The organism is Micromonospora hortensis (genome assembly GCF_022230935.1).
In the GTDB taxonomy this organism is placed as follows: domain Bacteria; phylum Actinomycetota; class Actinomycetes; order Mycobacteriales; family Micromonosporaceae; genus Micromonospora; species Micromonospora hortensis.
In genome coordinates, this window is the sequence record NZ_JAKKFE010000051.1 from 20643 (window position 1) to 33728 (window position 13086).

Genomic DNA, 13086 nt, shown 5'->3' on the forward strand with positions numbered 1-13086 from the left:
AACCAACCTCCCCATTGAAGCTGAGAGTCACGACTCGCGTACGCAACCCTAGCCGCACTCATGTCCGGCCACCCGTATTCTATTGCGGATTGCTTCAGGTGGTAGACGGCGGTTGGTGCGGTGCGGGTCGTGCCGGTCACGGTGCGGGCATGACCGTTGGATCCGGCTAGGGCGGGCTGAACCCATGTAGGGGCTGTGGGTCAGAATCGCGCCCATGAACGCCTTCGACGTTGTAGCGGTCGACCTCACCTCGGATGAGCGGTTCCTGTTGAGCCGCGGGCTCGGTGAGTGGGGCGGACCCGCGAGCCCAACGGATGGCCTTGCTCGGGCTATGGGGTTCGACAGCAAGGAGGATCTGTGGCGGGGCGAGGGGCGCAGACTGCGTGAGGCGCTGGATTCCGGGGGGTCGCTGACGAGGTCGCAGTGGCGGAAGGTGTTGTTGGCCGTTGAGATCGTCTTCGTAAGCGACGTGATGGGTTCTGGCCGCGACTGGTCGATCACCACCGGCATCTCTGACGAGGAGACGATCAAGCTCCTGCGGGTCGTGCAGCGGAAGCTGGCATAGACGCAGGGCAGCCACCTCGCGAAGTCGGCGGGCTATCAGCTTGCGGGCGGGTGGGGTTGTCCTCGAATGGTGCTCCTCCAGTTAAGCCAAATCGCACGACGTAGAGTTCGTCCATGGGTCCCCGTATTCGTTAAGGCGGGAAGTATTGAGGAACGTCTTCCGTCACCTCCTCCAGAGCGAAAGGAGTGAGGTAGGCAGTAGGTGATACCGACACGTCCGGCTAACTATGTGTTTGGAGACCGAGAGAAGATCTAGCAGCGACTACGATGCGGTCGCTGTCGGAGTCTGCGTTGTCTGGGCTCGCTTCTTGAACGCCGCGAATCGCTTCTTGTAGACATAGATATGGTCCAAGAGTGCTTCGGCGAAATCGACGGCGTCATTGGCGTCCTCTCGACTGACTTGCCTTCCAGTGTAGTGAGCGCCCTGATTGCCCAAAGCTCGCAGGCTGTCGGCCCATTCCGCTATGCTCTGGTCAATCAGCCCTTCGGTCCTCATCCTATCGATCTGCCGTGCCAACGGCCGCTCGGTGATGTTGTTGTCAACGCCGATACCCTCAAGCGTTCTTCGAACCATCACCACAGTTGCCGTGTACGCTTTGGCGTCGAAGCAGGTGCGGGCCTCCTCGAACTCTCGACGCAGCTCTTTCGGCACATCGAGACTCAGTTGCCGCCGGGCCGGGTAAGCGAATTTCGTTACCTCGTTGAGCGACGCAAAGAGCCAGAGTTCACGGACCTGTAGTGAAGCCTCCCGGCAATCGGTGCAGCGAAGTAGGGTGTACTCGAAGTCTGGGCTTTCATGATCCTCGGGATCATCCTTGGGGACGATGACCTGACCCTTGACCTCCTGGATTGCCGGGCAATCGCAGTGTGGGCAGACCATGACCCGTTGGCTCATGTGCAGCGGAATTTCCGTCCCCGTCTCAGGCATGCATGGATCTTTACATCGAGGACCCTGCGTACGCGAGATGGGTGTGAGAACTTTCTGTACGAGATCAAGGCGGCCCGCTTCGCAGGCCGCTCGCGCCGCCGAACCTGGGCCGGGCCGATGGCCCGCCGCCGCGCCTCTGGCCTTCGGCCGCCAGCGCGTCGGTGGCAGCCCGCCGGCGTCGCGACATACGAAGAAGCCCCGGACCGCCTTGTAAAGGAAGTCCGGGGCCTCAAAGTGGACCAAAGCTACATGCTTGTCATGAGCCGTGCTGCCGCGCCCAAGACGTCAGCCAGAACGGCTAGAAGCGCTGACACCGTGACCAGGAGACAGATTGCCTGCTCCCACCGTCGACCAGGGACCTTGCGTCCACGGCGAGGCTTCTTGCGGTTGCCGCCACCTTGCACTACCTTCACGTCCTCCCCTTGCTCTTGTCGGGCGAGGCATGGAGTACGAGGCGCGTCCAGGGCTTAGTGGGTCACTGGGCGCGCCTTCCATGTCGCTGGACACAGCAAACATGAGGATGGGTGCCATCGGAACTCGACACGCCGGCATGCGGGCAAGGAATATCCACCACGCCAATCCTCCACCACGGTACACGACGGAAAATTAAATAACCAACTCCGTGTCGTGCATTTTTTTGCGTCGTGTACCGGGTCAGCACTCTCGGCTGCGGATGGTGCCGGCCGCCGGGTTAAGTGTGCGGGGCCTGGCCTCCGGCGGGGCGCTCGGGCGCTCCGAGATGGTGGGCGCCATCCCGACAACCTCCGTCCGGGGCAGAGCCGAGCGGGCAGGGCCTGCCCGGTCAAGGTCGTTCAGACGGTGGGGTGCTCCACCTTGACCGGGCAGGCCCCACCCACTCCACGGTGTGCGGACGAAGGCCGACGGGATGGCTAGAGGCCGCAGCGAAGGTTGACAGGTGGGGGCGCACCGACTAGGCAGACACTTGCTCGATGTGGTGCTAGGCCACCGAGCCGGTGCGGCACAGGAGCTTTAGTTGCTCCAGCCCCAGTTCCTGTGTGCGATCGGCGGCCTTGCTGCTAACCCACGACATCACCTTTTCGTTTGGCATCCCACGTGACGTCCCAGCGGCCACCCCGTAGCCGTCCATCTGGACGATCTTTTCGATCATGCGGGCCAGTTCAGTAGGACCGCCGCCGCCGTAGCCCACGCTGTACCCAGCCCCCCGAGCCTCGGGGAGGAAGTGCAGATTGCCCTGGTCGGTGCGCACCCAGATGGAGTCGGCTTCGCTGTCGATGATGAGTCTGTCGAGACGTTCTTTCTCCGGGAGCGCAAGAGGGGTGAAGGTGAAGTGCCGCCAGTACTCGTGGTTGCCGCTGACGGTGCGGAAGTGGTGCGCGGCGACCGGCAGCCACGTCACGGGGTCGTGGAAGGTTTGCCAGCAAACGCAGCCGTCGCGGGCGATTGCCGATGGCGATTCAGGATCCTCATAGACGCAGGGGTGCCAGAGATTCGGCGCATCGTTCTTCCCGACGAGTGCGACGTGTAGGGCGTCTGGGTCGCACTCGGTAAGCCGGTTAATCCACTCTGCGGCGTACCGGCTGGTGGAAGCCTGCATGATCTTTCCACCGTTGAGGGCGCTGCCCGCTCCGTGTGGCGGTTCGATGTAGAGGACGAAGTGCCAGTAGCCCCGGCCAGAGTCGTACGTCAGATTCAGATCGCGGGCATGCTCATACGTCATCGAGAGCTCGTCTCCTTCTAGGTCCCGTAACGGCAGGGTCCGCTACGACGCGTCGGTTGACCTCAAGGTGTAACGGATTCTGTGCCGACAGTAGCGAGGATGTCTAGTCGGAAGGGTGACGCCGTAGGGGTGCGTCGGTCGAAGATCATCTGGCACAGATCGGGCACAACCGGGACCGAGAAGTCGTGTCAATCGTCGAGAGACGTTGGCGACGGTTGCGCAGGCCAGCCTGGCGATCCGTCCGATAGCAGATGATCTATCTAGGCCGGGGGTGTAAGGGGTTCAAATCCCTTCGTCAGCAGACGCGACGGCAGGGTCGGCGGGGGAGTGGGTCGACCTGGCGGAGCCGCCCGGCAGTACAGCAGCGATGTACAGCAACCGACGGAGCCGCATGGGGCTGCTACAGCACGGATCCGGCTTTTGTGCAGCGGTGCGAGCCTCAACCGACCACCTTGCCGAGGTCTGGGGGTCAGGGGTCGTCGGTTCGAATCCGGCCGTCCCGACAGCGAGAGGGTTTCCACAGGTCAGAGCCTGTGGGAACCCTCTTTTTCGTGTTCATGGTGGTTCGTCGAGGTCGAGCACGCCGCTTATCGACCCCTTGACTCGACGGGTGACCGACATGGCTCTACTGGACCTCACCAAGCTCACGACCGACCTGTCCTCGACCTGGGCGGGATACCTGCGCGACTGGGACCGGACGCTGCGGGCGGGCAACTACCCGGAGACGACGCGGTACAACTACCTCCTCGCCGCCGCGCAGTTGGCCCGCTACCTGGCCGAGCATTCGCCCGACCCTGATGCCGCCGACGCCGCGGAGGACCCCACCGAGGTGACCCGGGGGCATGCGGAGGCGTTCCAGGCGTGGATGATCGAGACCCGGTCCGCGTCGACCGCGCTGAACAAGCACAAAGGTCTACAGCAATTCTTCAAGTGGTTGCTGGCTGAGGAGGACATCGACCGCTCTCCAATGGACCGGGTCCGACAGCCCAAGACACCACAGAAGCTGATCCCGATCATCCGGGACGAGGACACGAAGAAGCTCCTCGACGCCTGCAAGGGCAAGACCTTCCCGCACCTGCGTGACGAGGCGATCATCCGCCTGTACTACAACACCGGAGCGCGTCTGTCGGAGGTCGGCAACCTGCTGCTCGACGACGTCGACCTCAACATGGAGTCGGTCCACTACCACGGCAAGGGCGCCAAGGACCGACGGGTCCGATTCGGGCCGAAGACGGCCCGGGCCATCAGCCGCTACCTACGCGCGCGGGTCAAGCACAAGGGATCGGAGCTGCCGGATCTGTGGCTCGCCGACCGTGGCGGCCGGAGGTTGGCGGCCAACGGCATCAAGATTCGTCTGAAGCGGTTGGGTCTCGCCGCTGGTGTGGCGAATGTGCACGCCCACCGCTGGCGGCATAACTTCGCCCACGAGTGGAAGCGTGCCGGCGGAAATACCGGTGACCTGATGCTGTTGTTGGGCTGGACCTCGGAGGACATGCCTCGCCACTACGGCGCCAGCGCGGCGGCCGAACGGGCGCAGGAGATCCAGGTGCAACTGGGCATCGGGGAAGGGGTGTAGACGCGGGCAACACGGTCGGCTGGGCCGGGAGTCGGCCCGGCCGACCGTGTTGCTCTTGTCGTCGATCGGCGGACCTGAGTCGAGTGGGGCTGGGTGCGGCCCACTTGCTCCGGTGCAGATTCCGGTACGACTTGTCGTACAGAGCTGCATCGGGGTAGCTGGCCTCCCGCTGATCGCTTGATCGGCATTCGTGACGCCTGGAGGACCGGCGGACGTTCCGATTGGTGACGTTGCTTAACGGATGGTCTGCCAGCGACGCGCGGCTCGGTGTTCGGATGCCGATGATCACAGATCCGGAAGGGGGAGCCGCTCCTCGCTGACTCGTGCGGGGGATGACAACGATTCCTGTGCGGCCATATCGTGCACTCGATGATCCGACCCGCGTTCCTGGATGCTGCCGAGGCCGCCCTAGCCCTGTTGCGCAATCCGATACTGGCCGAGCAATGGTCCTCGCCCAGCGCCCTGCCGGACTTCTCCACCGGCGGCCTCGCCCGCCATCTGGCCAACCAGGTCACTCAGACCGTGACGCTCCTCGCCGCGCCACCAGGAAAATCGGCGATCTCGGTGCTGGAGCACTTCACCGGCAACGCCTGGGTGACTTCAGGCATGGACAGTGCCGACAACATCGACATCCGGCGCCGCAGCGAGCAGACAGCTACAGCGACGAGCCCCAGGGAACTGGCGGACGCGGTCGATACGGCATTGACCGACCTGGGTGCCACGGTGACAGCGCAACCGCCCGACCGCATCGTGGACCTCGGCGACTGGGGCCTGGAAGTCGACGACTTCCTGCTGACCCGGGTCATGGAGCTGGTCGTGCACACCGACGACCTAGCAGTCAGCCTCGGCTTGCCGACCCCACCGATGCCGCAGACAGCGACTGAAGCGACAATCCACCTGCTGAGCAGCCTCGCGGCCTGGCGACACGGCTCCCTGAACGTGATACGCGCGCTAGCTCGGCAAGAACGAGCTCCCACCCCCATCTCCGCCCTCTAGCTGGTGGAGCGCTCGCTCTGCACGGTCCTTATCTGCCGCTGTCGCGCGTTGGTAGCGCCTGGAGCCGTGCGCTGTCATGCCGATGACAGTGCATTCGCAGATTCGCCGGATGGGCCCAAGTGACAATCTCTCGGCAGGACGTCACCGGATGTGGCCGGGACGCCCGCCCGACAGCGTTGGCTTCGGCGAAACCGCAGCTGACGCGCTGGGTATCGCACCGCGGTGGGCCGGTGGACTGTCTTGTTAATGGGTCGCCGGTGACGACGCCTACGGCGACGACCGACAACTGGCAGGACGGCCTGCCCTTCGCCCAGTGGCGTGCGCTTGCCGCTCTCGTTGTCGTCGACTAGGGATCGATCATGTCTCAGGGAACGCCGGCGGGCGGCTGGGGCTCAGCTGCCCGGCCGCTCGACGAGCCCGACATGCTCGAAGGCGTCCCACAGTTGCGGATCCTGAATGGTGTGGCCGCGTTCTAGACTCTTGATCTGGACGGTGGCGATGTGCGGCAAGTTGTCGATGTGGAGGGTCTCCCAGCCGCGGCACTTCGCGCATCGCTGGCGGATAAGGAACGGGCGAAGCAGATGCAGACGGCCGTCGTCGGTCGCCAGGTAGAGGCTTCCGGCTTCCAGGTCACTAGACCCGTAGGTCCGCTCCCGCACCGGGACCAGCACGTTGTCTCCGGTCAGTTCCTCGAACTCCACCCGTGCGACCTTGCGGAGAGAGTCCCAGTGAATGCGATTGACATGGACGAGGGGAAGATCGGCGAGGAACGACGCCCGTTGCAGGAGGGTGGTCAGGTCGGCGTGGGCGTCGGCGATGGCGGCGGGCAGATCCTCGACCTCGAGCGCGCAATAGCAGAGCAGGACCTCGGCCGTTTCCAGGATGGCGTAGTTCGCCGACCCGTCGGCGCCGTTTGAGAGCAGGACCTGTGCCCTGCTCCAGCGGTAGGCGACGGGGTGCGGGTAGCGGGTTCGTACCTGGTGGCTGAAGTCGTCCAGGAGGCCGGCGGCGTCGGCGCGCATCCGCAGCAGCCGGCCGGACTGCATGACGCGCCGTCTGGCGTCGGCAGCGTTCTCGTCCGTCCGTTGCTCCAGCGTGCGGCTTGCGCAGCGGGGTGCCCGTGTCAGCCGTCGAAACCGCCACCGCCCTGGCCACCCATCGCACTTCGCTGCCAAGCCGGACGAGCTGAATAAACCCAACGGCGTGCGGATGGACCGGCAAACCGCCTCGCACCCGCGTAAGCACCTGGCCCAGCCCGCAGGAATCCGGGTGCTGAGGATGCGTACACATGCTGCGCTACACCTTCGCGGCTATGGCAGACGAGATCGGCTCCACCGGGACGGCAATAACCTGTCCCAACACGGGTTGACTGTCGCTGCTCTCGGTTACCGCACGTAGTCGGCGATGGTGCTACGAGCGGCGTTCGAAGCCGCCCCGCGCGTTGTCTGCGGCATGACCGGATGTTCAATGCCGACATTGGACTGCATCCTCATTCAGTCCGGGGCAGCGTGGGCGATAGCGCGGCTGGGTTCCCGGTGAGTTGGGAGCCTGGCGATGTTGAGCATGAAGCCCGTCCAACCCGCCCCCGTAAGACGATCCGCTACCGGACACGGTGTGCGGTTCACGACGCAGCTCGGAGGGTATCGAGCCGGCGCAGGTCGTCGTCGGACAGGCTTAGGTCGGCCGCGGCGACGTTGGAACGCAGGTGGCGGACGCTGGTGGTCCCCGGGATCGGGATGACCGGCACACCGTGTGCCTGCTGCCGGTGGTGCACCCAGGCCAGTGCGACTTGCCCGCTCGTAGTGTCGTGTCTACTGGCGATTTCGCCCAGTGCGGCGCGTAGGCCGCTCGCTACTTGCTCGTCGGCTGTGCTCGGAGGCTGGTGGAGGAGTCCATGACCGTTTGGGGAGTGGGCCACGATGACCACCCCGAGGTCAACCGCGGTAGGCAGCAGCTCCTGCTCGATGTCGCTCTGCACCAGTGACCACTGCTCCTGTAGCGCCGCGATCGGGTGGACGGCGTGTGCGCGGCGTAGGTCGTCCGCCGTCACGTTGGACAGGCCAAGGGCGCGTATCTTCCCCTGGTTGACCAGTTCGGCCATGGCTTCGACGGTCTCCTCGATCGGGACCGTTTCACTGCGATGGTGCAGGTAGTAGAGGTCGATGACGTCGACACCGAGCCGTCGCAGGCTCGCCTCGCTCGCCTGCCGCACGTACGACCGGTCAGCCCGTACGTCGAAGCCACCGGCGAGTTCACCTCGCCATACCAACCCGAATTTGCTGGCCAGCAGCACCTCATCACGGCGCCCTCGGATTGCCCGGCCGACCAGCTCTTCATTCTGGTAGGCATCTGCGGTGTCCACCATCGTGACGCCCGCATCAAGGGCGGCGTGGACGACCGCCACCGGGTCACGGTCGGTGCCGTCGGCGGTTCCATCGCGCAACCTCATCGCGCCGAATCCCTGGTGGCCGAAAGTATCGCGACCCATGGATAAACGCGTTCCCATCTCGGCACTTGGCATGACCCACACCCTAAAACCTCAACCGCAATTGAGGTCCAGTCCGTTAGCGGTGCCCGGTCTGCGCCATCGGGACCAAGGAACCTCATACGGGACGCCACAGCTCAGATGGCCTGTGCGCGGCAGGACCCGTCCGGTGAGCATTCCCGCACAGGGCCGCCATCCGGGACCCCTACGCTCATTGGCGGCCCAGGGGCGCCGACCGTTCGTCTGGCGTGGCGTGAGAGTCGACGTGTCGGCGGCAGCACTAGGGCGCGTTTCAGATGTCAGCGGCGGCGGAGTAGGCGCCAGCGGCCAAGAGCAGATTGGCCGTCTGTGAGTGGTCGCCTCGTAGCGCCCAGTCCAGGGGTGAGTAGCCGGTTCCTCGGTCTTCGCGAAGGTTCGGGTCTGCGTCGTGGGCGAGAAGTTCTTGCACGACGTCGGTATGTCCCCAGGCCGCCGCAGCGCAGAGGGGCGTGCCCTCCCGGCCGTGCCCGCTTTCGGTGTCCGGCGCAGCGCCAGCGGCAAGAAGGAGCCGCACGAGATCGACCGCGCCGTGCACGGAAGCCTGGTAGAGCGGGGTCGTGCCCTCTCGGTCGGCCGCGTTGGGGTCCGCTCCGACGCGCAGGGCGGCGTTGGCGATCGCTGCGTCTTCGCGGAGCACCGCCTCCATCAGGCGATTGATGAGTTTCTTTCGCTGTCGCTTGTTCACGGTCCTCAGGGTAGGCAAGTTTTGCAGTCCAGCGGGTGGCACCTTCAGAGCCATTCGTTGATCGCGGCGACGTGGAGCGTGGCCTGGTAGCGCACAGCGAGTTTGTCGAATCTGGTGGCCATAGCTCGGTGGCGTTTGAGCTGGTTGATGCCGCACTCGACGGCGTGACGCTGGCGGTAGGCGATGGGGTCGATGGTCGGTGGCCGGCCGCCCTTCGCACCTTTCCTGCGCCGGCTGGCGGCCTGGTCGATCTTGATCGGGATGGTCGCCGGGATGCCACGTCGGCGTAGTTCCGCCCGGGTTGCCGCGTGAGCTGTATGCCTTGTCCGCCAAGACTCGATCGGGTCGGGTGCGGGGTCGGCCGCCGCCTGCCCGAGGGACCCGGATGCAGGCCAGGACCCGGCTGAACTGCGGGCTGTCGCCGCGCTGCCCGCCGGTCACCAGCATCGCCAGGGGTTTGCGGCCCTGCTCGCAGGCCAGGTGCACCTTCGTGGTCCAGCCGCCGCGCGACCGGCCCAGGGCGTGGTCAGCGGGCTCGTCCTCGACTCCGCCGGGTGGTTCCTTCTGCCGCTCGGGTTGGGTGCGGGCGCCTGCGGCGTGCTGATGCGCCCGCGCGATGGTCGAGTCGACGCTGACATCCCAGCCGATCAGACCGGCCGCGTCGGCGCGGGTCTGCAGCCCGGCGACGATCCGCTGCCACACCCCGGCGCGTTGCCAGCGACGGAACAGTCCGTAGACCGTCTGCCAAGGTCCGTAGCACTGAGGCACGTCCCGCCATGGCGAGCCCACCCGCACTCGCCACCGGATCCCATCAATGAACTGCCGTTTACTCCACTTCGGCGGCCGACCGGCCTCTTACCCCTGGGAAGCAGCGGCACAAGCGCCGCCCACTGAGCGTCGGTCAGGTCGTGCCGCCTCGTCACCGGTATGGTGGCCACGAGGTCATCCCACTGGTGTGAGGTCAGGCGACCCGACGGCCTGCCGGTGTTCGGCCGGGCTGAGACCGCGTACCCGTTTGAAGGCCGCGCTGAGTGCGAATGAGCTGCCGTAGCCGACCTGGCGGGCCACCGCGCCGACGGTGGCGTCCGGTTCGCGTAACAGATCGGCGGCCAGCGTGAGCCGCCAGTTGGTGAGGTACGCCATCGGAGGCTCGCCGACCAGTTCGGTGAACCGGCGGGCCAGCACCGCCCGCGAGATACCGGTGCCGGCCGCGAGGGTGGCCACCGTCCAGGGCTTTGCCGGCTGGTCGTGCAGCAGCCGCAACGCCCTGCCGACCACCGGATCGGCGTGCGCTCGGTACCAGGCGGGCGCCGCCGCCTCCGGCCGGGAGAACCAGGCCCGGAGTGCGGCGATGAGCAGTAGGTCGAGCAGGCGGTCCAGGACCACCTCCTGCCCCGGCTCGTCCTTCGTCATCTCGTCGCTGAGCAACGGGATGAGCGGGCTGTCCAGTGCACCGGCCGGCAGCACCAGGAGATGTGGCAGGACCCGCAGCAGCCGTTGGCTGACCTCGCCCTGCAACTGGTACGTGCCATTGAGCAGCACCGCGGTTCCGTCAGCGCGTTCGCCCCAGGTCCGGATACCCAGGTCCATCATTTCGCACAACTCGTCCCCGGCGGGCGTGGTGGTGCGCTCTCCGGGATGGATCACTGCCTGCGGTGCCGTGGCGGGGTCGTCGGCGATCGTGTACGGCTCCGGGCCACGGATGATCGCGACATCGCCGGGTTGCAGCGGCACCGGAGCACCCCGGTCCGGCACCACCCACGCCGTGCCGCGCAGCATGGTGACCAGGGTGAGGGGCGCGCGATCCTGGATCCGTACCGACCAGGGCGGGTCGAACACCGACCGCATCAGGAACGCACCACGCGCCCTCGGCCCGTTCAGCAGCCCCGCGAGCGCATCCATGCGCTCAGGTTAGCCCTGTGACGTGGGCGGTCGAGACGCCGGGACATGCGATCGAGAGTCTCGCCCATTCCCGGTGCGCTCGCCCTCGACTTGACTGGTTGGCATGACAAAGAACGTTGATGAGCAGCCAATCCTCGTACTGGGCGGCACCGGCAAGACCGGCCGGCGGGTGGTGGACCGGCTCGCCGAACTCGGCCGGCCGGTGCGGGTCGGCTCCCGCGTCGGCGAGCCGCCGTTCGACTGGACCGACCAGCGCACCTGGGCGCCCGTACTGGACGGGGTTTCGTCGGTCTACCTGGTGTACTACCCGGACCTGGTCGCGCCGGACGCCCTCGCGACGATCCGCTCGTTCACCGAACAAGCGGTGTCCGGCGGGATCGAACGGATGGTTCTGCTGTCCGGCCGGGGCGAGGAGGAGGCCAAACTCAGCGAGCGGGTGGTCCAGGACTCCGGAGTGGACTGGACGATAGTGCGGGCGAGCTGGTTCAGCCAGAACTTCAGCGAGGACTTCCTGACCGACTCGATCCGCGGCGGCGAGGTCATCCTCCCGGCCGGGAACGTGCCGGAGCCGTTCGTCGACGCCGACGACATCGCTGACATCGTGGTCGCGGCGCTGACCGGCGACGGGCATGCGGGGCGGCTCTACGAGGTGACCGGCCCGCGGCTTCTCACCTTCGCCGAGGCGACGTCGGAGATCGGCAACGCGCTCGGGCGGGAGATCCGCTACCGATCGGTTTCGCCCGAGGAGTACGCCGCCGTGATGGCCGGGTACGACGTGCCGGCGGAGCTCGCGGCGGTGCTGACCGAGCTGTTCGGCAAGGTGTTGGACGGCCGCAACGCACAGCTCGCCGATGGTGTGCAACGGGCGCTGGGCCGCGGGCCGCGCGACTTCACCGACTATGCCCGCGACGCCGCCACCGCTGGTGCATGGGACACGTCACCCGGTGGAGACTGGGCATGAACGCCACCCTGGCCGCCTGGTCGGCGGCGGCGACCCTGGCGGTGACGGGTGCGATCACCGGTGTGTACTACGCCTTTTCGGTGGCGGTGATGCCCGGTCTGAACGCCGCCGACGCCGGCACCGCGATCCGGGCCATGACGAGCATCAACCAGAGGATCCAGAATCCGCTGTTCTTCGTCACGTTCTTCGGCCCGCTCGTCGCCGCCACGGTGACCGGTGTGTTCCTGTTGATCCTCGGGAAGCGGTCTGCGGGTGTGCTGTTCCTGGTGGCCGCGGGGGTGTACCTGGTGGGCGCGTTCATCCCGACGGTGGTCGTTAACGTGCCGATGAACGAGACGCTCGACGCCGCAGGCGTGCCTACCGATCCTGCGGAGGCGGTCCGGATGTGGGCTTCCTACTCGTCCGCCTGGACGTGGTGGAACTCGGTACGCGCCGGTGCCAGCCTGATCAGCCTGTTGCTGGCTGGTCTCGGGGTCTACCTCTCGGGCACGTCCCGATGACGTCGCCGTCCGGTGCGGGCAGGGTGGCCAGTTCCGGGCACCCGGGGGTGTCCCTATGGGTTTCATGAAGGGGGTCACCACTGTGCGTCTAGCTCGGCAAGGCGTCGGCGGAGTTGGCGGGCGTCGTGCCGAGGCGCGGACAATCGCCCGATGTCGCGAACGCTGACAGACGAGGCCGGACGACCTGCACAGGGCTTGTGGGCGTCACGACGACAGTCAGCGCTTGCCCGCTGCGCGGCGGTGGCGTCAGAGCGGTTCGGCGGACTTGTAGCAGGCGGAGTGGACCAGGAGCAGGAGGGCTGTCGGTTCTCTGGTGCCACTCACGGTGAGGGAGTAGTCGTCAGGGGTGGTCGTGGCGGTGATTGTGCCCTCGCTGCCGTTGGGGAAAGTGCGGTCCTCGGTAATGGTCCACCCTTGGGAGCGCCATTGGTCGCGGAAGCGGGCGAGGGTTTCGCACGGCGCGGAGCTGGCGGCGGGATTGGCGAGGGTGCTGCCCGTGGCGGCTGCTACTTGGCCGGCGTATTCGTTCACCCGGCGAGTGATGTCGGCTTCGCTCGCGGTCTGCATGTCGCTCGCCTGGTGACGGCACGCCCCCGATGGTGGGGGAGCGGGGCGCGGTGGAACCCAGCGCTGTCCTGTCGGCCGGCCCCCGTTTACCCCCCGAAAACCCCCGCCTGCCGTTGACAATCAGTGACAAGAAGCGACCATTGCATGATCGTGTCTGTGCAGCTCAACGCCTGCTCTTGACAAT

12 protein-coding genes and 1 pseudogene are annotated in these 13086 nt (G+C 66.3%); 5 read left to right on the plus strand and 8 right to left on the minus strand.

Features of this window, described 5'->3' with window-relative positions:
• Positions 1-214 precede the first annotated feature (214 nt).
• Positions 215-565, plus strand: a complete 351-nt coding sequence (locus tag NIE111_RS27295) for a hypothetical protein (RefSeq protein WP_238687168.1) — start codon at positions 215-217, stop codon at positions 563-565.
• A 261-nt stretch (positions 566-826) separates the two neighbouring features.
• Here the strand turns inward: NIE111_RS27295 and NIE111_RS27300 are convergent, their stop codons facing one another.
• A complete protein-coding gene (locus tag NIE111_RS27300) occupies positions 827-1492 on the minus strand; it encodes a DUF4145 domain-containing protein (RefSeq protein ID WP_238687169.1) in 666 nt (221 codons plus the stop codon).
• A 958-nt stretch (positions 1493-2450) separates the two neighbouring features.
• Positions 2451-3191: a hypothetical protein gene (locus NIE111_RS27305; RefSeq protein WP_238687170.1), complete on the minus strand. Its 741-nt coding sequence runs from the start codon at positions 3189-3191 to the stop codon at positions 2451-2453.
• 619 nt (positions 3192-3810) lie between these two features.
• Between NIE111_RS27305 and NIE111_RS27310 the strand changes: the two genes are divergently transcribed.
• Both NIE111_RS27310 and NIE111_RS27315 read left to right on the plus strand, forming a co-directional pair.
• Positions 3811-4767 carry a tyrosine-type recombinase/integrase gene (locus NIE111_RS27310; RefSeq protein WP_238687171.1) on the plus strand — a complete coding sequence of 319 codons (957 nt, stop codon included), beginning with the start codon at positions 3811-3813 and terminating at the stop codon, positions 4765-4767.
• Positions 4768-5136: 369 nt separating this feature from the next.
• Positions 5137-5763 carry a maleylpyruvate isomerase N-terminal domain-containing protein gene (locus NIE111_RS27315; RefSeq protein ID WP_238687172.1) on the plus strand — a complete coding sequence of 209 codons (627 nt, stop codon included), beginning with the start codon at positions 5137-5139 and terminating at the stop codon, positions 5761-5763.
• Positions 5764-6155: 392 nt separating this feature from the next.
• Here the strand turns inward: NIE111_RS27315 and NIE111_RS27320 are convergent, their stop codons facing one another.
• From NIE111_RS27320 to NIE111_RS27340, 5 genes and pseudogenes are all read right to left on the minus strand, one after another.
• A complete protein-coding gene (locus NIE111_RS27320) occupies positions 6156-6809 on the minus strand; it encodes a hypothetical protein (RefSeq protein WP_238687173.1) in 654 nt (217 codons plus the stop codon).
• A gap of 575 nt (positions 6810-7384) precedes the next feature.
• On the minus strand, positions 7385-8284 hold the full coding sequence (locus NIE111_RS27325) for an aldo/keto reductase (protein WP_238687174.1): 900 nt from the start codon (positions 8282-8284) through the stop codon (positions 7385-7387).
• A 256-nt stretch (positions 8285-8540) separates the two neighbouring features.
• Positions 8541-8972 carry an ankyrin repeat domain-containing protein gene (locus NIE111_RS27330; RefSeq protein ID WP_238687175.1) on the minus strand — a complete coding sequence of 144 codons (432 nt, stop codon included), beginning with the start codon at positions 8970-8972 and terminating at the stop codon, positions 8541-8543.
• A gap of 44 nt (positions 8973-9016) precedes the next feature.
• Positions 9017-9895 (minus strand): annotated as a pseudogene (locus tag NIE111_RS27335) (IS5 family transposase).
• A gap of 19 nt (positions 9896-9914) precedes the next feature.
• On the minus strand, positions 9915-10874 hold the full coding sequence (locus NIE111_RS27340; protein WP_238687176.1) for an AraC family transcriptional regulator: 960 nt from the start codon (positions 10872-10874) through the stop codon (positions 9915-9917).
• Positions 10875-10977: 103 nt separating this feature from the next.
• On the opposite strand from NIE111_RS27340, the gene NIE111_RS27345 reads away from it, so the two are divergent.
• Positions 10978-11835, plus strand: coding sequence for a Rossmann-fold NAD(P)-binding domain-containing protein (locus tag NIE111_RS27345; protein WP_238687177.1), 858 nt, complete (start codon positions 10978-10980; stop codon positions 11833-11835).
• Positions 11832-12335: an anthrone oxygenase family protein gene (locus tag NIE111_RS27350; protein ID WP_238687178.1), complete on the plus strand. Its 504-nt coding sequence runs from the start codon at positions 11832-11834 to the stop codon at positions 12333-12335. Before NIE111_RS27345 ends, NIE111_RS27350 begins: the two co-directional genes overlap by 4 nt.
• Before the next feature lie 246 nt (positions 12336-12581).
• Here the strand turns inward: NIE111_RS27350 and NIE111_RS27355 are convergent, their stop codons facing one another.
• Positions 12582-12902, minus strand: a complete 321-nt coding sequence (locus tag NIE111_RS27355) for a hypothetical protein (RefSeq protein WP_238687179.1) — start codon at positions 12900-12902, stop codon at positions 12582-12584.
• Positions 12903-13086 lie beyond the last annotated feature (184 nt).